The organism is Vibrio atypicus (assembly GCF_009811315.1).
In the GTDB taxonomy this organism is placed as follows: domain Bacteria; phylum Pseudomonadota; class Gammaproteobacteria; order Enterobacterales; family Vibrionaceae; genus Vibrio; species Vibrio atypicus.
In genome coordinates, this window is record NZ_BLID01000002.1 from 270,664 (window position 1) to 289,339 (window position 18,676).

Genomic DNA, 18,676 nt, shown 5'->3' on the forward strand with positions numbered 1-18,676 from the left:
TGGGTTAAGTGTTTTGACTTAATGCGTCGCGTCGTTGCTAAGTTTGATTTAGCAACGCTTCGTATAATCCCACTGATAAGGTGTGGGAGTCTCTACCTGAAGCCGTAAATTTCAGATTACGAAGAGCAAAGTGCATAGCGCTTTTCTCTTTGTATGCCAAAATTCTCCAAGAGAAAAGCGCTTGTTTTAATCATGTAGATTATGAGGAGACAAGCGTGAATCAAACAACATACATTCAACAATTGCCGAAAGTTGAGCTGCATTTACACATTGAAGGTTCATTAGAACCAGAAATGATGTTCGCTCTAGCAAGGCGCAATAAAATCTCTTTGCCTTTTACTTCCACGGAAGAGGTGAAATCGGCGTATGAGTTTAATGATTTACAATCATTTTTAGATATCTACTACCAAGGCGCGAACGTTCTGACTCATGAAATCGATTTTTATGACCTGACTTGGGCGTATCTACTGCGTTGCCAGCAAGATAATGTGCTTCATACTGAAATCTTTTTTGATCCACAAACCCATACTGAGCGCGGCATTGCTTTTGATACGGTAATTAATGGTATTCACAAAGCTTTGGAAGATGGCAGAGAAAAGCTCGGTATTACCAGCTGCATCATCATGTGTTTTCTGCGTCACTTAGATGAAGAGAGTGCTTTTTTAACCCTAGAACAAGCCTTGCCACATAAAGACAAAATCATTGGTGTTGGGCTCGATTCATCAGAGTTAGGACATCCGCCAGAGAAGTTTGCCCGTGTGTTTACTAAGGCCCATCAGGAAGGTTTCCTTGCGGTTGCCCATGCTGGTGAAGAAGGTCCAGTTAGTAACATCTATGACAGTTTAGAATTACTCAAAGTACATCGGATTGATCATGGTGTTCGCTGCGCAGATGATTCGTCGTTAGTGGCTCAACTGGCACAATCGCGTATGCCGCTGACGGTTTGCCCTCTTTCAAATACCAAACTTAAAGTGTTTGCTCAGATGAGAGATCACAATCTTGTTGAACTGCTTAGGCAAGGTTTGTGTGTGACAATTAACTCTGATGATCCGGCTTATTTCGGTGGTTACATGACGGATAATTTTCTCGCCATAGCACAGAGTCATGATGTGACAAACGAGGAGTTAGCCCAATTTACTCGTAACGCGATAGAAGCAAGTTTCATCAGTGAAGAAGAGAAAACACAATTGATGGAGAAGCTAAACGTTTTTACCGGATAAACCAGAATAATAACGTCCACCAAGGTTTAAGACGATGGTGGACGTTATGCATTCTATATTAGTGAGATGAGAACAGCTGTTGGTGGAGTCTTTTCGCGTGGCCGTCAGTCATCGATGAAATATAATCTGCAATGATGCGGTAGCCTTCGCTTTCATTCTCTTTCTTTGCCCATTTTTGACGGACTTGAGTTGGCAGCAAACGCTCAGGATCGGCGCTAAGTGCTTCAAAGATATCCATGATGATCTGCTGACCTTTGTACTCAACCACTTGAACGTGGGGCACTTGGATCACATATTCGCTCACAAAGCTTTTTAGTATCTCTAACGCTTTGGCCATGGTTGGCTCAAGGTAAGCGTTGAATGACAATAACTCAGATTCAAAAGGGGCATCAACTGGCTTAACTGAGATGCTAGTTAACAGCGCATTAACCATGCCGCCAATGGCATCTTTTCGTTGGTAATGCGTACCTGAAAAGAGCATTTCGGTGATGGAATCGATGTGCTTTTCAAACCACGGGTCACCACATTCAGATAGATGGCTCGCCGAACCTTCAATCCACTGATGGCGATTAACCATTCCGAGAACCAACGCATCTTCAAGATCATGCACGCCGTAAGCAATATCGTCAGCCAACTCCATGATTGAGCAATCAATCGATTTGTAGCGGGTCTTTTTATGCTGATGCGCTTCGAGTTGCTCGTCACGCATTTGGCTAAATAGCGTTTTGTCATTCTCACTTAAAGGCTCAAGCAACCAATCAAAGAGCGATTTATCGCAATTATAGAGCCCCTTGGCAGGCATCCAGTCACGGGCGCGAAGCTGACGTTGATGAGAGACGCTGTCTGGAATTTGACTGGCGCGTGTTTCACTGATTAGAGCAGGGTACTTAATTAGCCCGAGTAAGGTTCGGCGAACTAGGTTCATGCCGAAGTGTTCGGTGTAGGGCTCAAGCTTGGTAACAATGCGGAAAGTCTGAGCATTACCTTCAAATCCGCCGTGCTCACGCATCATGTAGTTGAGGGCAACTTCGCCACCATGACCGTAGGGCGGATGACCAATGTCATGGGCAAGGCAGAGAGAGTCAATTAAGCTATCACTTGGAAGTAGATCGCGAAACTCCGGTTGTTTCTTCTTTAACTGAGCAACAATGCCAGTACCCAATTGAGCCGCCTCTAAAGAGTGCGTTAGTCGGGTGCGGTGAAAGTCATCAAAGCTGTTTCCGTGGACTTGGGTTTTGGCCTGCAAGCGACGAAAAGCGGCCGAGTGAAGAATACGGGCACGATCGCGTTGGTATGGGCTACGGTGGTCATCACGACGAATTTTATGCTCATCGTCATGGCGCTCTTGCCATAAATCACTGATTTTAAACGTCATAGGTTATCTCCCTGCGTTTTTTCTTACCGTACACCTATAAGCTAGTGACTTCAAGTGGCAGAATTATAAAGGTTTTTCGCTATCTGTTAGTTTAGTTAATCTAGAAGAGAAAAAAGAATGCCTCAACTCAATCTAATCTTTTCATAAGGTAATCAGTAGCAGCACAATGATTTAGCTGATCTCATCCAATGACAGCTCAAAACTCGGCGCAAAAGTGTTGAGGAAGTAATCCATCTCTGGTGTGTGACGCTCTTTTAAAGTGATATCTAAACGCTTCTTTGCCAGCGCATATTCGTGGTTACCAGCACTTAACTCTTCCAAACATTTTAAGTAGGCACAAATGGTGTCCGCTTGCTTTACCATTGCGGCATCTTCAGGGTGAGCGGAATGAGAAATGAGGTAGGGTTCGAAATCTTCACGAAACTCTTTTGGTAGCATTGAAAGCAGTTTTTGTTCTGCCGCTGCTTCAATCTTTTTATATTCTTTAGCGATTTCTGGGTTGTAATACTTAACGGGTGTCGGAAGATCCCCAGTCAACACTTCACTGGTATCGTGATACATGCCGAGAATCGCTATGCGCTCGGGGTTGAGGTCACCACCAAACTTCTTATTCTTAATAAGAGCCAGTGCGTGAGCGACAAAGGCCACCTGAAGACTGTGCTCTGATATATTTTCGGTGGATACTGAGCGCATCAAAGGCCAGCGCTGAATGAGCTTCATACGAGCAAGGTGGGCGAAGAAGTGGCTTTCTTTACTGTTTGTTTCTGGCATCTCTCAACTCCCTGAAAAAATGGCAATAAAAAAGGGTACTGAATGAGTACCCTTTTAGAATATGAAAGTTCGAATCTAATTACTACACAAAGCCATTATTGACTGTATGTGGAGAGGAAGCGTTCGAAACGGCCAATGGCAATCTCAAGATCTTCAACGTGTGGTAGCGTTACAATACGGAAGTGGTCTGGTTTTGGCCAGTTAAAGCCACTGCCTTGAACCAATAGCACTTTCTCTTGAACTAAGAAATCGAGCACCATTTTTTGGTCATCTTTGATGTTGTACATCTTGGTATCAATTTTAGGGAATAGATACATTGCCCCTTTGGGTTTGACACAAGAAACACCAGGGATTTGGTTGATAAGCTCCCAAGCTCTATCACGCTGCTCTAGTAAACGGCCGCCAGGTAGGATCAACTCATTGATGCTCTGGTAACCCCCTAGTGCTGTCTGGATGGCGTGCTGCATTGGCACATTGGCACACAGACGCATGGAAGAGAGCATATCTAAGCCATTAATGTAACCCTGAGCTAAGTGCTTTGGTCCAGTCATGAACATCCAACCACCGCGGAATCCACAAACGCGGTAAGCTTTTGATAGACCATTGAATGTCATCACCAATACATCATCAGTCAGCGTTGCAACTGAGGTATGGGTTGCACCGTCATAAAGCACTTTGTCGTAAATCTCATCAGCAAAAATGATTAGCTTGTGCTGACGAGCAATTTCAATCACTTCGAGCAAGAAATCACGGCTGTAGACAGCGCCAGTTGGGTTGTTTGGGTTGATCAATACAATACCACGCGTTTTTGGCGTGATTTTCTTCTTGATGTCATCCAAGTCTGGGTACCAATCTGCTTCTTCGTCACAGATGTAGTGCACCGCTTTACCGCCAGATAATGCAACAGAGGCAGTCCACAAAGGGTAGTCAGGTGCAGGAACCAGCATTTCATCGCCATTATTTAGCAGTGCTTGCATTGCCATTACGATAAGCTCAGATACACCGTTACCGATGTAAACGTCTTCAACGTCTAATGAGTGAATGCCCTTACGTTGGTAATGTTGAACGACGGCTTTACGAGCAGAATAGATGCCTTTTGAGTCACAATAACCTTGAGAAGTCGGTAGGTTACGGATCACGTCAACTAGGATTTCGTCTGGGGCGTCAAAGCCAAATGGGGCGGGGTTGCCGATGTTCAGCTTTAGTATTTTATGCCCCTCTTCCTCCATGCGCTTAGCATGTTTGAGTACAGGACCCCTAATGTCATAGCAGACATTGTCGAGTTTTGACGACATCCCGATATTTTGCATTGATTAAAACCTAAAAATAATTGAATTTCTTTATTAAAGTACATCAAAAACTCATTCTTTAGAATAAAAAACTAAACAAATAGCAACATTTCACGCCTTGTAGCACGCCCGTTATCACAGGATTTTGCAAAACATTGTTTGCAACCTTGATTTGAGTGGGGTCTATTAATAGAGTAGCGATCTATAATGAATAATAATCCCCATGCATACGAGGCTGATTTGTCAAACTTTCATCAAGCCGTTACTGAACTGATTGAACGCGTAAAGGAAGCAAAAGATGGTGTTACCCGTCTGGTTCAAGTTCTTGAGGAAAAACCTGACTTTGCATTTATAGATTGGTTAGAAGCGCAGCCGCTTTTTCCTAAGTTTTATTGGCAATCTCGTGATACCCGTGAAGAAGTCGTCGCTTTAGGTCAATTACATACTTTTGTAGAGCCAGCGCCTGCCTACGCTATTTTGGCTGACGATCAACGTATTTGGGGAGGTCGCTCATTTGACGGCCATACAGATAAAAATCGTCGTTGCATGTCTTCTTTCTTTTTCTTACCGCAAATTGAGTTGATTCGTTTTGACGACAAGTGGTCTTTAGCTGCCAATCTGACTGCAGAGAAACATCGCACGTTAGCGAGTTTGTGCAAGTTGCAGTTAGAAGTGCCAGTTTTACCGCCAGTTTCGGCGCATATCGAGAATATCCAGCACACTCCAGAAAAAGCAAAATGGTCTGAATTGGTTGAGAAAGTGCTGAGTGGCATTGAAAACGATCAATTTAAAAAAGTGGTTTTGGCACGTAAGACGGCAGTGACATTGGATTCTCCTCTGTGTGCAGCACAATTTCTTAAATCGAGTTATTTAAGCAATCACCATAGTTTTCATTTCATGCTCTCGTTGGACAAAAAACATAGCTTTATTGGTTCGACACCTGAACGTCTTTACGCGCGCCAAGGCCAAGAGCTGTATACCGAGGCTTTAGCAGGTACGATCGGGCGTGGTAGCAACGCAAGTCAAGATATGGAGTTGGCCAATTGGCTAGCGGGTGATGAAAAAAATCTTAACGAGAACCAATACGTTGTAGACGATATTATCGAACGCTTGACGCCACATTCAGAAGAAGTGGAAGTCGAGCAAGAGGCTCGTTTGGTTCGCTTACGCAAAGTTCAACATTTAAAACGTAGTATCCATGCGCACTTAAAACAGGGTGTGAATGGTGTTCAGTTATTAGGCGCCTTGCAACCTACCGCAGCGGTTGCCGGTTTACCCCGTAAAGAATCTATGGCTTTTATTCAGGAGCATGAACCGTTTGCTCGTGGATGGTACGCTGGTTCTATGGGCTTTATCAGTCACCAACGCGCAGAGTTTTGCGTGTCTATTCGCAGTGCATTGGTACTGAATGATCAAGTTCAGCTTTTTGCTGGTGCTGGAATTGTTCCGGGATCTGTTGCAGAGCATGAATGGCAAGAGTTAGATAAAAAAATGTCGACGTTATTAACGCTGATTACCGATCACCCTCCGTTAGGAGTCGCATCGTAAATGAGTCCAGTGACACAATCTGGTCATCAAGCTGTACTGAACCGTATTTGGTGTCAGGTATTACTTGAAGAATTGACACGGTTCGGTGTAAGTGAAATTTGTGTGGCGCCGGGTTCCCGTTCGACACCATTAACTCTTGAAGCCGATGAGAACACCAAGCTTAATCTCCATACTCATTTTGATGAGCGAGGTTTAGGCTTTCTTGCCTTAGGTTTGGCTAAAGCAAGTAAAAAGCCCGTCGCTATCGTTGTCACATCAGGGACAGCGGTTGCCAATTTACTGCCTGCGATTGCAGAAGCTAAGCTCACGGGGGAGAAATTGGTTGTATTAACAGCCGATCGCCCAGTTGAATTAGTTGGTTGCGGTGCGAATCAAGCGATTAATCAATCTGGGATCTTTTCTTCCCATGTAAGCGCTGCGATTGAGTTGCCAAGTCCCACTGACACCGTGCCTTTAAAGTGGTTGCTTACTTCTGTTGACCAAGCAATGGAAACACAAGCATTGAAGGGTAGTGCTATTCATATTAACTGCCCATTCCCTGAGCCTTTATACAGCAACGAGTCAAAATCGGTTTACCAGTGGTATTTGGATGATGTAGCGTGCTGGTGGCAGAGTGAACGTCCCTATTCAAATAAACAGTTATCGCTACAAATAGCAAAAGTCCATGCGACTCAGTTTGTTGATCGCAAAGGCCTGATTGTTTTAGGTAGCGTGACACAGCGAGAGGCGGAAAAAGCCAAACAGCTCGCTGAGTTACTAGGTTGGCCGTTATTGTGTGACCCACAATCAGGGCAGACATCCTCTTGGGCGCATTTTGACCTTTGGCTGCAAAATAAGCATCAATCTCAGCGTTTGAATGAATGTGAGTTGATACTGCAAATTGGCTCTCGCATTGTCTCTAAGCGCCTAAATCATTGGATGTGTGAGCAAGTAGAGCAGCGACAAGCTGAATTCCATTTTGTATCACTGCGTTTTGAACGTAACAACCAATCGCATCTAATGCAGACTCATCATGTTATGGGGATTGAAGCCTGGCTAGCTGAGTTATCTGAAGGGCTGCCGGCGCTGGCAGATACCAAAGCAGGATGGGCAGATTCACTGATCTCGCTTGCTACGCAAACCTCTTCATTGGCGGCGTTACACTTATCAACGGATGAGCCATTGACTGAAATTGCGCTAGCACTCACGGTAAACAACGTTGCTAAATATACGCCTCTGTTTATTGGTAATAGTATGTTCGTAAGGTTGGTTGATATGTTTGCGCGCCTTGATGGGTATGAGGTGTACAGCAATCGTGGCGCGTCGGGCATTGATGGTTTAATTGCGACAGCAAGCGGTACCATAAGGGTTCATAATCGACCGAGTGTTATCTTTGTCGGCGATACATCACTGCTGTACGATTTAAATTCGCTCGCTTTATTGAGCCACCAACAAACACCAGTCGTTTTAGTGGTCACCAACAATGATGGTGGTGCGATTTTTGATTTGTTGCCCGTACCTGAGCAGAAGAAACAATCTTTGTATCAAATGCCGCATGGTTTTGCGTTTGAGCATGCCGCGAAGCAGTTCAATCTTAAGTACGTTAAACCCGAAACTTTGTCTGACTATGAGCAGGTTGTCGCGAGTCACCTAGAAAGTGGTTCAGGGGCGATGCTTATAGAGATACAAACTCCGCCAGAACAAGCCTCCGCTCAACTTCGAGAGTTTATCCAACAACTTCATGCTTTATAGTCAATCTACTCTTTCTTTAAGCAATCCACGGGTTCCTAGCAAAGAGCCCGTGCTGGTGTTTTTACATGGACTGCTAGGATCGAGTGAGGATTGGCAACAAACACAGACTCACCTGCAAGATTATCAATCGATTCGAATTGACCTTCCGGGGCATGGAATGAGTGCATTGAACTCTTGTAACAACTTTAGAGAGTGCTGCGATCAAATATCTGACACGCTTCTTACCCAAATAGCGCCTCATCAGCCTATAGTACTGGTTGGTTACTCATTGGGTGGGCGCATTGCTATGACTGGTGTTGCATTGAACTATTTTCCATCGCTCAATATTCAACAATTGATCGTTGAGGGCGGGAATTTTGGTTTAGTCAGTGAAGCTGAGAAGCAAGCACGATTAGACAATGACCAACAGTGGGCAACCCGATTTAGCAGTGAGCCAATTGAGCAGGTGTTAAGCGATTGGTATCAGCAAGCCGTGTTTAGTTCACTAAATCATGAGCAAAGACAAAAACTGATCGCGAAGCGCAGTGCTAACCTAGGTCAAGCGGTGGCGAATATGCTCATGGCAACATCGCTTGCAAAACAAGATTATCTCCTCGAAGCGTTAAAACGTTCTGGAGTCGCAACACATTATATTTGTGGCGAGAAAGACAATAAGTTTAGTCAGTTGGCCGAACGAAGCGGTTTGTCTTTTAGCCAAGTGGCAAAGGCGGGTCATAATGTTCACAACGAGCAACCTCGCTCCTTTGCTGAAGTCGTGACAACTCAAATACAAACGCACTTTAACTAGCTGCGTGAGTGAATAGGTAAACAAACAGGAATCACCATGGCAAAAACAGTCGGTATCTCAGAAGAAGAACTATATGCTCCAGTAAACTGGAATGACTGCAGCGGTGAATATGAAGATATTCAGTACCATAAATCGACCGATGGCATTGCAAAGATCACGATCGCGCGCCCTCAAGTTCACAATGCATTCCGCCCTCAAACTGTAAAAGAGATGATCAACGCATTAGCAGACGCTCGTTACGATGAAAAAGTTGGGGTGATCATTTTAACTGGCCTTGGCGAGAAAGCGTTTTGTTCTGGTGGCGATCAGAAGATCCGTGGCGACTACGGCGGTTACCAAGATGATTCTGGTACGCATCATCTTAATGTTTTAGATTTCCAACGTCAGATCCGCACCTGTCCAAAACCAGTAATTGCCTCTGTTGCAGGCTGGGCTGTGGGTGGCGGTCATGTTCTTCATATGATGTGTGACTTAACGATTGCGGCTGAAAACGCACAATTTGGTCAAACTGGTCCTAAAGTCGGTTCATTCGATGGTGGTTGGGGCGCATCTTACATGGCTCGTATCGTAGGCCAGAAGAAAGCTCGTGAGATTTGGTTCCTGTGCCGTTTCTACAATGCGCAAGAAGCGTTAGATATGGGCCTAGTGAATACGGTCGTTCCTGTTGAAGAGTTAGAGAAAGAAACAGTACGTTGGTGCCGTGAAACTCTGCAACATAGCCCAATGGCATTACGCTGCTTGAAAGCTGCATTAAACGCTGACTGTGATGGTCAAGCTGGCCTACAAGAACTTGCAGGTAACGCAACCATGATGTTCTATATGACGGAAGAAGGCCAAGAAGGTCGTAATGCCTTTAATGAAAAGCGTCGTCCTGATTTTGATAAATTCCCTCGCAATCCCTAAGTCGTTTTAGTTCTACCATTCGAAGTGCTTAGAGTGTTTTGTTTCCCTAAGCGCTTTGAATGAGAAAGCTAACTACAACTTGTCTATTATTTTAAAAACGAAAAGGGATATTGTAATGAGATCAGCCAAACTGTACCGCTATGTATTGCCAATGGACAGTGGCGTGATACTACGTGAACAACGATTGAAAGAGCGTGAAGGTTTTGTTGTTGAGCTGATGCTCGACGGGGAAATCGGTCGAGGTGAAATTGCGCCGCTACCGGGATTCAGCTCTGAATCAATGGACGAGGTTTACTCTCAACTGGTAGAGCAGCTAGCGCTTTGGCAGTACGGTAAAACGCTCGACTTTGATCACATGCACCCATCTGTAGCATTCGGCCTTTCAATGGCACAATGCGAGCTCAACAAAACATTGCCTGAGTATGGTAGTTATCAAGCGGCGCCGCTATGCTCCGGCGATCCTGATGAGCTTCTTCCAAAGCTCAACGCGATGACAGGACAAAAAGTAGCAAAGATCAAAGTGGGTCTTTATGAACCGATTCGCGATGGCATGCTTGTTAGCCTGTTTTTAGAATCGATACCTGATCTAACTTTGCGCCTAGATGCAAATCGAGCTTGGACCGCTGAGAAAGCGCAGCAGTTTGCCAAGAAAATTGCGCCCTCTATGCGTGGTCGTATCGCTTTTATTGAAGAGCCATGCCAAGTACCTGGTGACAGTTTCTCATTTGCGATAGACACTGGTATTGCTATTGCGTGGGATGAGACCTTGCAGCATGCGATTCGTAAAGATGATTTCAAACTGGAAGATCTGAATGGTGCAAAAGCGATTGTCATCAAGCCTACATTGATTGGTTCAGTAGAACGTTGTATTGAGCTAATTGACCGCGCGAAATCATTAGGTATCAAAGCCGTCATCAGTTCAAGTATTGAGTCAAGTTTAGGCCTTACTCAATTGGCTAGATTTGCTCATTGGCAGCTTCCTGACGAAGTTCCAGGCCTAGATACTGTTGGGTTGTTTGCTCAGCAGCTCGAAATTTCATGGCCGGGGTGTGAACTGCCTTTGGTTGGATTATCAGACCAAACGTTGATTTGGCAATCGTAATGCGAACCTCTTCTTCACCTCTTACAAAATGGGCTCAATCGAGCCCATCTTTATTAGCGCTACAAACCCCTGAGCAAGAGTACACTTGGGCACAATTGGCGGACAAAGTGTACCTTGTTGCAGCCTCTCTAGAAGAGCAGGGACTTGTGCCTGGTCAGGTGCTTACCTGTGAAGGTAAAAACAGTGTCGAATTGCTGTTTATGTATCTTGCTAGCTTAGAATTAGGAGTGACTTGTGCTTTCACCATGCCGCAGACAGAGAATGAACTGCGTCAAAAACTCTCCACACTCTATGCCAATCAATCGGATGTAAAACTTTGGTTTACCCAAGCTCCAAGCGTGACCCCTTTGTTGCAAAACATTGTTTATGCTGAGGCTCAAAATCAGCGTGAATTAGAGTGTTTTCATGATGACAATTTGGCATCTATCGTGTTTACCTCAGGCTCTACTGGTCAACCTAAAGCGGTCGCACATACATCCTCGCAACACTTGGCTTCAGCATCCGGCTTACTGGAAAAATTCAAGTTTAACCAAGGCGATACATGGTTATTGAGTTTGCCGATGTATCATGTTTCCGGGTTAGCAATTGTATATCGTTGGCTACATAGCGGAGCGACATTAAAAGTAGGAGCTGGAGATTTATCGCACGATATTCAAGGTGTGACTCACGCTTCATTGGTGGCCACGCAATTAAGACGTTTATTAGACAATAAGACACCGCTGTCACTCACACATGTATTATTAGGTGGCAGCCATGTACCTTTGAGCTTAAGCCAACAGGCAGCAACGAAAGGAATAGAAACTTGGCTAGGTTATGGTATGACAGAAGCTGCTTCTACAGTGACCGCAAAAAAGATTGACGAGAGCTATAGCGCTGGGCGAATTTTACCAAATCGTAAAGTGCAATTACGAGGCCAACGAGTCTTCATCGGCGGTGTAACATTGGCATCAGGTTATTACCAGCAAGGTGGAATCACACCTATCGTTGAAGATGGCTGGTTTGATAGCAAAGATCTAGGTGAATGGATTGGTGACGAGCTGAAAATCATTGGTCGTGCAGACAATCTATTCATATCTGGCGGTGAAAACATACACTGTGAAGAAATTGAATCTGTTTTGAACCAGTTGAATGATGTGGTTCAAGCGATTGTTGTGCCTATTGAAGATGCCGAGTTTGGCCATAGACCTGTTGCGGTATTGCAGGCGAACAGAATGCCTGTGCGAAGCGTTATTGAACAGCACTTGCTATCTAAACTCACAAAATTCAAGTGGCCTATTGGTTACTATTTAATGCCTCAATCGTTGTTAGAGGAGGGCATTAAAGTGTCTCGGAGCAAGATCAAAGAGTGGCTATTGAAACAGCTTGATAAGAAGTAAAAGTGAAGTGCAGTTCGGTGACTAAGCGAATCTGCACTTCAGGGGGGCGTGGTGATGGTGAGTCACCACTAACTCGTTAAAGTTTGATTAAGCGAGCACTTTCTTCATTTGTTCTGCGACCTTGTCCACCTTGCCAAGACCAATAATTACTTGTAAGCCGCCCTTACCTACAGGTACGACACCTGCCGCTCCAAGCTGTTTGAGTTTTTCATTGTTGGCGGCTCCTGAGTCCTTCACAGTTAGACGTAAACGAGTGATGCAGTTATCTACCTCTAAAATGTTGTCCGCACCACCTACAGCTTCGATGTAGTTGTTTGCCAGTGTTGTCAAACCTTCTGGCGTGCTAGCTTCTTGCTCACTTTCCATCTCTTCTCCACGCCCCGGTGTTTTAAGATTGAACTTAATAATCGCAAAACGAAATACCGCGTAGTAAAGAGCGAAGAAGAATACACCTTGTACTAGTAACATGTACCACTTAGTAGCAAGTGGGTTCTGGCTTGAAAGCACCATGTCAACGAAGCCTGCTGAGAAACCAAAACCTGCCATCCATTCCATGCTTGCAGCAATGTAGAGTGAAAGACCAGTCAGAACTGCATGAAGTAAGAACAATACAGGTGCTAAGAACATGAAGCTAAACTCAAGTGGCTCTGTGATACCTGTAAAGAAAGAAGCCATTGCAGCGGCGAGCATAATCGCAAACACTTGGTTCTTATTTTTTGCGTCTGAGCAGTGGTACATCGCCAACGCTGCAGCAGGTAGACCAAACATCATGATTGGGAAGAAACCTGCTTGGTACATCCCTGTTTTTCCAGGAATACCCGTGCCATTTGCAATAGACTGTGCGCCGCCTAAGAAGTTAGGAATATCATTGATCCCCACAACATCAAACCAGAACACTGGGTAAAGAGCGTGGTGCATACCAACAGATAAGAATAAACGGTTAAAGAAACCAAACAGACCAGCACCTACCGCACCCATGCTTTCTAGTTTGATACCGAATTGGATCAATGCATCGTAGATCGCTGGCCAGATGTAAAGTAGGGCAAATGACAGCGCCATACCAGCGATGGAAGTAAGAATAGGTACTAAGCGTTTACCACTGAAGAATGCGAGAGCTTGAGGCAGCTCAACGGTTGAGTAGCGATTGTAGATTTCGGCTGAAATAATACCGATGATAATGCCAATAAACTGATTACTGATTTTACCAAAAGCAGCAGGTACTTCGCCGGCTTCGACGCCCATAAGTTGAGCGACTGATCCTGGAGCCAATAAGGTTGTCACGACTAAGAACATGACAAAGCCGGAAAGTGCTGCTGAACCGTTTTTATCGCGGCTTAGGCCAAATGCAACACCGACAGCAAAGAGAACGGCCATGTTGTCAATGATGGCGCTTCCTGACTTAATCAGAAAAGCTGCGAGAATGTTTTCCGAACCCCAGCCGACTGGATCAAGCCAGTAACCAACGCCCATAAGAATTGCAGCAGCAGGCAATGTAGCGACTGGAACCATCAGCGCCTTACCTACTTTTTGCATATATCCAAGTATATTCATGTATGCCCCTAAGTTTATTTATTAATTTTTTTAATTTGCTTTGCGAGGCGATTGTTAGTCAGTAATCGAACTCGGCAACAAATTAAGTAACTGAGACCATTAGAAACTTATTTGTTGATGCGAACAAACGAATAGAGTAGTAGTATGGATTAAAAATTTTAATGTATGGATTAAGATGGCAAACCAACAATTACTATTACGCAACCTACATACTTTTAACGTGGCGGCGAAAAGGATGAGTTTTACTTTAGCGGCCAAGGAGCTGCATTTGACCCAAGGTGCGGTCAGCCATCGCATTAAGGTTTTAGAAAGTGAATTGGGGTTTAATCTATTTGTCAGAGGAACTCGTAAATTAGAGCTGACGGCAGAGGGAGAGCGATTTCAGCGCACGTTATCGAAATCATTGAGCTCCATCTTTGGTGAAATTGAGGACATTAACTGTACGGAGCTTCATGGGAAAATTAATATCGGTACTAGTCCAGCATTTGCCAATGGCTGGCTGCTGCCGAGAATTGCTGACTTTAAGCAGCGTTACCCTAGGTTTAACCTGAATATCTTTTCTCAAGAAGAGCAGGACTTTCATAAAAATCATCTCGATTTGGCTATTTATTATGGTGATAAAGAGCTAAAAGACATGTACCGGCAGCGATTGTTTGGTGAAAAGTACATTCCTGTCTGCACACCTAGTTACGCAAAGCAGTTCAATATCTTTGATGATGGTGTTGAATCTTTGCACCGTGTTAACTTTATCCATGCTTTGGAATCAGATGTTTGGCAACGATGGGTTAAACATCATGGTTTAGAGATCAATTTGTTCAAACAGTTCTATTGTGTCAGTCACCGAGATATGGGCGTCCAGAGTGCGCTTCATAACGTAGGAGTTGCAATGGGGCGGTATCACTTTGTTAAGCAATACATTGAAACTGGAGAGCTTGTCACGCCATACCCGAGTATGGAAACGGAAATGAGCTATGAGATATTGTGCCCACTCGGAGCTGAGAAAAGGCCCAAAATCCACACGTTTATTAAATGGTTGGAAAGCCAACTTAGTTAATTTAGCAATTTCATAGTCCAAATGTGAATTTATCAATCTTATAACGTTAATTCATAATAGTTAAAATAAAGTATGGATGTGGGTATAAGAGCTATGAAATCAGTATTAGTGATTGCAGTGATACTACAGATTATTGTTGCAATACAGAGTGAAGGATTGATTCGCGCACTGGCGGAGCTTTCTGCATTCTTGTTGGTACTTGCTATTGTATTTAGCTATAAGCAGCAAAAACGCAGAAAGTTAGAATTAGAGTCTGAAGACCTTTAAGTTAAGGTCAACCATGCTAAAGAGATCGTCGAAATAAGGACCCATAATGTCACGCCAAACATTAGTGGTTTAGGTCCTGCCGCTCTTAACTTCTCAACCGAAATTCCACAGCCAATCAAAAACAAACAGATCACTAGTGCTCGTTTCGCTACATCAAAAATGCCTTGGTAAATAGCTTCAAACTGGGGCAGCAAATCACTAAATGCTATAGCTGCGCAATAGAAGAAAATGAAATAAGGCACGGTAATTTTCTTTGAATCATTTCTGAATAAGAAAGCACTAAATAGAGCCACTGGAATGATCCATAATGCTCTCGCGAGCTTCAATGTTGTCGCTGTGGTGAGTGCTTCTTCCCCGTATGCTGACGCAGCGCCAACAACCGAAGATGTATCATGGATTGCAATCGCTGCCCATGTACCAAATGTGTGTTGATCGAGGTTCAAAGCATGGCCAATGACAGGAAAGATGAACAGTGCGATAGAGTTCAATACAAACACTGTCGCCAATGAAAGCCCAATTTGTTCATCATTCGCTTTGATGGCCGGAGAAACTGCAGCGATAGCGCTTCCTCCGCAAATGGCTGTTCCTGAGGAGATCAAGTATCCCGTTTCTTTGTTTAAGCCGATTAATTTGGCAAGAAACCAGCCTATAGTGAGGGTGCCGAAAATTGTCGCAATGATAATTCCGATGCCATCAGAGGTTACCGCCAGAGCTTGTTCAAATTGAATGCCGAAGCCCAAGCCCACAATCGAATACGCCAACAGCTTCTTTGTTACTTTTGCTAGGTTAAATTCAGTCGGTACAAGCCCAAGTGATGCAAGTAAAAAGCCAATGACGAGAGCACTAGGAGAAGAAATCAAAGGTGATAAGCAGAGCGTAAAAGTGAGCCAAAAAGGCAGTTGTTTCTTTATATTATTCATTGTTGGAACAGTAATGTAATCAAGTCTACATTTTAGCGCACTGAGGGCGATAAAGAGAGTTGAATGAACTGAACAAGCGTTCATTAAAATTGAACGCTTGTCGCTCTTGTTAGTAAAATTACTTCCAGTCGCCTCTTAATTCGGCGACTTTACTTCGCATTATAGCGGTATTCGCTGAATCTGAGTTAACGGGCTCTCCCGCTTCAATTTCCAACCTAGACCAGAATCGTGTCGGTAATCCTTTAAAAGCTTGTCCTTTGTAACGACTAAAGTAACTTCCCCAGAGGCCTTTTAATGCCATTGGGATAACCGGAACAGGGCTACGACGTAAAATGATGTCCATTCCCCGCATGAATTCACTGATTTCACCATCGGAAGTAAGTCGACCTTCAGGGAAAATACAGACGATATGACCTTCAGAGAGAGCTTGTTCAACCTCATTAAACGCGCGGCGAATAGAAGAACGATTGGTTGCAGAAATAGGGATCACACCAGCTCGTTTTAAGAATCGTCTTAATGGCGGCAAACTTGCGTACTCTTCTTCCATTACAAAACGAATTAAACGTGGGCAAACAGCACTGAGTAGCAAGGCATCCATATAACTAACGTGGTTGCATACGATTAGGGCGCCGCCTTTCTCTGGTAGGTGATGTAAGTTTTTGTGTTTCACTCGGTACATGGTGTGAGTCAAAACCCACACGACAAAACGAACAACAAAAATAGGCACTTGAAGGAATAGATAAACGGCGACGATAAGGTTCATTACTGCCAATAAAACGAATAACTGTGGAATCGACATTTCAATCACAGTTAGGCAGACAATACCCAGTACAGCACTTCCTACCATAAACAGAGAGTTATAGATATTGAGGGCCGCGATAACTTGTGCTCGTTGATTGACTTTAGCGCGTTGCTGCATGAGGGCGTAGAGTGGAACAATAAAGACACCACCGGATGCACCGAGTAATAACAGATATGCAAAAACAGACCAAAGAGGCTGATAGCCAATAAATTCAGCAAATGACCCCAATTCTGGCAAGGTTTCCGGAATTGAGCTCGCCATCAACCAACCAAACAACGTAATGCCAAAACTGCCGATAGGCACAATACCAACTTCTATACGGTGATTGGACAATTTGTCACAAGCCAAAGATCCTATTGCTATACCAATAGAAAAAAGCGCCAAAAGAAAAGAAACCGCACTCTCATTACCATTTAAGTAAATCTTAGTGAAGTTTGGAAATTGAGTTAAGTATGCTGCGCCTAAAAACCAAAACCAACTGATTGCCATTAGCGCTAAAAAGACCGTGCGATCAGCTTTAGCAATAGCGATAGTTTGCTTCGTTTGTTTGATTGGTTGCCAACGAAACTTGAGCTCAGGTGCGCTGGCTGGTGCTTCAGGTATCGAACGACTGGCGATATAACCAAATAAAGCAAACAACACGACAGCACCAGCTGCTATGTACTTGGCATTCTCTGCCGAGGCGATCATTCCTGCACCTAATGTCCCAAGCAAGATAGCCAAAAAGGTACCAGTTTCAACGAGCGCGTTTCCTGGGACTAATTCATTAGCTTTTAATTGTTGGGGTAGTAAGGCGTATTTTACTGGTCCGAAAAAAGCGGATTGTGTTCCCATCAGAAATAGTAGAATTAGCAAAATGGCGTAGCTTTCAGTAATAAAGCCAATAGCACCTAAGCACATGATGCCAATTTCAGCGAGTTTTACTTTGCGGATGAACCAAGATTTTTCATACTTGTCTGCAAGGACGCCTGCGGATGCTGAGAAAAGGAAAAATGGTAGAATGAACAATCCAGCAGCGAGGTTTATGAACAAGTGACTGGAAACAGGTAGAACACCAGCGCCAGCAAACGCGACGAACAGCAGTAAGACATTTTTGAAGATGTTGTCGTTGAACGCCCCAAAAAACTGAGTGACAAAATAGGGCAGAAATCGTTTCTGCCCTAATAGAGATGATTGAATGTTCGACATGGTTATCTTGATTCCTATTGGACTCGATTACCAATTGACTAAATAATTGGTGAGTAGATTGTCGATGAGGTCTTTACCGTCGATAGGATCTGCGGCAAAAAACTTATCGTCGACGCTAAGTAACGTAATACCGTGTACGCCAGACCACAATACTCGACTCGCCTTAATAACTTCGGCTTCGCTACGTTCAGGTGCGAGCGCTTTTAACAAATGCTCAAGCATGCCAGTCATACTATCAATACGTTGAGATTGCCATTCAGGAAGTGTATCGCCGTTCATGTTGTGCTCAAAAATCAGCTGCCATCGGTATGGGTGCTTTTGAGCAAAGTCGTGATAACAGTAGGCTAACTCGTACAATGCTGTTTTATTGTCTTGGCTATTGCTAACAACTTGCGTTGCTTCTTTTGAAAGCTCGTCGAGAGTTTGAGCAACGACATGGAGCAGCAAAAGATTATAGTTGCCAAAAACATTGACCAAGGTGCTAGGAACGTAACCGATCATGTTGGCAATTTTGCGCAAGCTCAACTCATGATAAGAATTTTCATCGAGAAAATCCTTCACTGTATTTAGCGTGAGGGAGATAAGCTGTTCGCGTGTATGATCGTTTCGTCGTGCCATGGTGAGTAATTTAAAATGAACAATGTTCATTATTCTAATGAGCGAAAGGCTACACCGTCAACTAGCAGAATTAAGATTTGCAATATTCTGATACATGTAATCGAGAGTATTTAGTTTGCTTCTTGTCTAACAGACCTTATTATAACAAGATAACTACAATTTCTTATCTTGTAA

The 18,676-nt window shown here is 44.0% G+C and carries 16 protein-coding genes and 1 riboswitch; of the genes, 9 read left to right on the forward strand and 7 right to left on the reverse strand.

Annotation, left to right across the window (positions count from 1 at the left end; genetic code table 11):
* Positions 1-39 precede the first annotated feature (39 nt).
* A riboswitch (purine riboswitch) is annotated at positions 40-139 on the forward strand.
* Between the two features lie 76 nt (positions 140-215).
* The gene (locus GVO60_RS05820; protein WP_159651812.1) at positions 216-1,220 is read left to right on the forward strand and encodes an adenosine deaminase; all 1,005 of its coding nucleotides are present in this window, start codon (positions 216-218) and stop codon (positions 1,218-1,220) included.
* A gap of 58 nt (positions 1,221-1,278) precedes the next feature.
* Here the strand turns inward: GVO60_RS05820 and GVO60_RS05825 are convergent, their stop codons facing one another.
* The 3 genes from GVO60_RS05825 to GVO60_RS05835 all read right to left on the reverse strand — a co-directional run bounded on the left by GVO60_RS05825 (position 1,279) and on the right by GVO60_RS05835 (position 4,676).
* The gene (locus tag GVO60_RS05825) at positions 1,279-2,595 is read right to left on the reverse strand and encodes an anti-phage deoxyguanosine triphosphatase (protein WP_159651814.1); all 1,317 of its coding nucleotides are present in this window, start codon (positions 2,593-2,595) and stop codon (positions 1,279-1,281) included.
* Between the two features lie 171 nt (positions 2,596-2,766).
* A complete protein-coding gene (gene yfbR, locus GVO60_RS05830; protein ID WP_159651816.1) occupies positions 2,767-3,366 on the reverse strand; it encodes a 5'-deoxynucleotidase in 600 nt (199 codons plus the stop codon).
* 95 nt (positions 3,367-3,461) lie between these two features.
* Positions 3,462-4,676 (reverse strand): pyridoxal phosphate-dependent aminotransferase, encoded by a 1,215-nt coding sequence (locus GVO60_RS05835; RefSeq protein ID WP_159651818.1) that lies wholly within the window; start codon positions 4,674-4,676, stop codon positions 3,462-3,464.
* Positions 4,677-4,895: 219 nt separating this feature from the next.
* Between GVO60_RS05835 and GVO60_RS05840 the strand changes: the two genes are divergently transcribed.
* The 6 genes from GVO60_RS05840 to menE all read left to right on the forward strand — a co-directional run bounded on the left by GVO60_RS05840 (position 4,896) and on the right by menE (position 12,102).
* The gene (locus GVO60_RS05840) at positions 4,896-6,203 is read left to right on the forward strand and encodes an isochorismate synthase (RefSeq protein WP_159652430.1); all 1,308 of its coding nucleotides are present in this window, start codon (positions 4,896-4,898) and stop codon (positions 6,201-6,203) included.
* Positions 6,204-7,934 carry a 2-succinyl-5-enolpyruvyl-6-hydroxy-3-cyclohexene-1-carboxylic-acid synthase gene (menD, locus tag GVO60_RS05845; protein ID WP_159651820.1) on the forward strand — a complete coding sequence of 577 codons (1,731 nt, stop codon included), beginning with the start codon at positions 6,204-6,206 and terminating at the stop codon, positions 7,932-7,934. It abuts the gene before it with no gap.
* Positions 7,924-8,721 carry a 2-succinyl-6-hydroxy-2,4-cyclohexadiene-1-carboxylate synthase gene (menH, locus tag GVO60_RS05850; RefSeq protein ID WP_159651822.1) on the forward strand — a complete coding sequence of 266 codons (798 nt, stop codon included), beginning with the start codon at positions 7,924-7,926 and terminating at the stop codon, positions 8,719-8,721. The genes menD and menH overlap by 11 nt, the downstream gene beginning before the upstream one ends.
* 36 nt (positions 8,722-8,757) lie before the next feature.
* Positions 8,758-9,624 carry a 1,4-dihydroxy-2-naphthoyl-CoA synthase gene (menB, locus tag GVO60_RS05855; protein WP_159651824.1) on the forward strand — a complete coding sequence of 289 codons (867 nt, stop codon included), beginning with the start codon at positions 8,758-8,760 and terminating at the stop codon, positions 9,622-9,624.
* A gap of 115 nt (positions 9,625-9,739) precedes the next feature.
* On the forward strand, positions 9,740-10,726 hold the full coding sequence (gene menC / locus GVO60_RS05860; protein WP_159651826.1) for an o-succinylbenzoate synthase: 987 nt from the start codon (positions 9,740-9,742) through the stop codon (positions 10,724-10,726).
* Positions 10,726-12,102: an o-succinylbenzoate--CoA ligase gene (menE, locus tag GVO60_RS05865; protein WP_159651828.1), complete on the forward strand. Its 1,377-nt coding sequence runs from the start codon at positions 10,726-10,728 to the stop codon at positions 12,100-12,102. The genes menC and menE overlap by 1 nt, the downstream gene beginning before the upstream one ends.
* 87 nt (positions 12,103-12,189) lie before the next feature.
* Here menE and nagE read toward each other — a convergent pair whose 3' ends face one another.
* Positions 12,190-13,635, reverse strand: a complete 1,446-nt coding sequence (nagE, locus tag GVO60_RS05870) for an N-acetylglucosamine-specific PTS transporter subunit IIBC (protein WP_174855874.1) — start codon at positions 13,633-13,635, stop codon at positions 12,190-12,192.
* A gap of 193 nt (positions 13,636-13,828) precedes the next feature.
* Between nagE and GVO60_RS05875 the strand changes: the two genes are divergently transcribed.
* Together GVO60_RS05875 and GVO60_RS22415 are read left to right on the forward strand one after the other, a co-directional pair.
* Positions 13,829-14,707 carry a LysR substrate-binding domain-containing protein gene (locus GVO60_RS05875; protein WP_159651832.1) on the forward strand — a complete coding sequence of 293 codons (879 nt, stop codon included), beginning with the start codon at positions 13,829-13,831 and terminating at the stop codon, positions 14,705-14,707.
* Positions 14,708-14,800: 93 nt separating this feature from the next.
* Complete coding sequence (locus GVO60_RS22415) at positions 14,801-14,974, forward strand: hypothetical protein (RefSeq protein ID WP_167522330.1); 174 nt, start codon at positions 14,801-14,803, stop codon at positions 14,972-14,974.
* Here the strand turns inward: GVO60_RS22415 and GVO60_RS05880 are convergent.
* From GVO60_RS05880 to GVO60_RS05890, 3 genes are all read right to left on the reverse strand, one after another.
* Entirely contained in the window at positions 14,971-15,894 is a 924-nt protein-coding gene (locus tag GVO60_RS05880) for a YeiH family protein (protein WP_159651834.1), read from the reverse strand. The two genes, GVO60_RS22415 and GVO60_RS05880, sit on opposite strands and share 4 nt — an antisense overlap.
* A 118-nt stretch (positions 15,895-16,012) precedes the next feature.
* Positions 16,013-17,884: an MFS transporter gene (locus GVO60_RS05885; protein ID WP_159651836.1), complete on the reverse strand. Its 1,872-nt coding sequence runs from the start codon at positions 17,882-17,884 to the stop codon at positions 16,013-16,015.
* A 27-nt stretch (positions 17,885-17,911) separates the two neighbouring features.
* Positions 17,912-18,502 carry a TetR/AcrR family transcriptional regulator gene (locus GVO60_RS05890; RefSeq protein ID WP_159651838.1) on the reverse strand — a complete coding sequence of 197 codons (591 nt, stop codon included), beginning with the start codon at positions 18,500-18,502 and terminating at the stop codon, positions 17,912-17,914.
* Between the last annotated feature and the right edge of the window lie 174 nt (positions 18,503-18,676).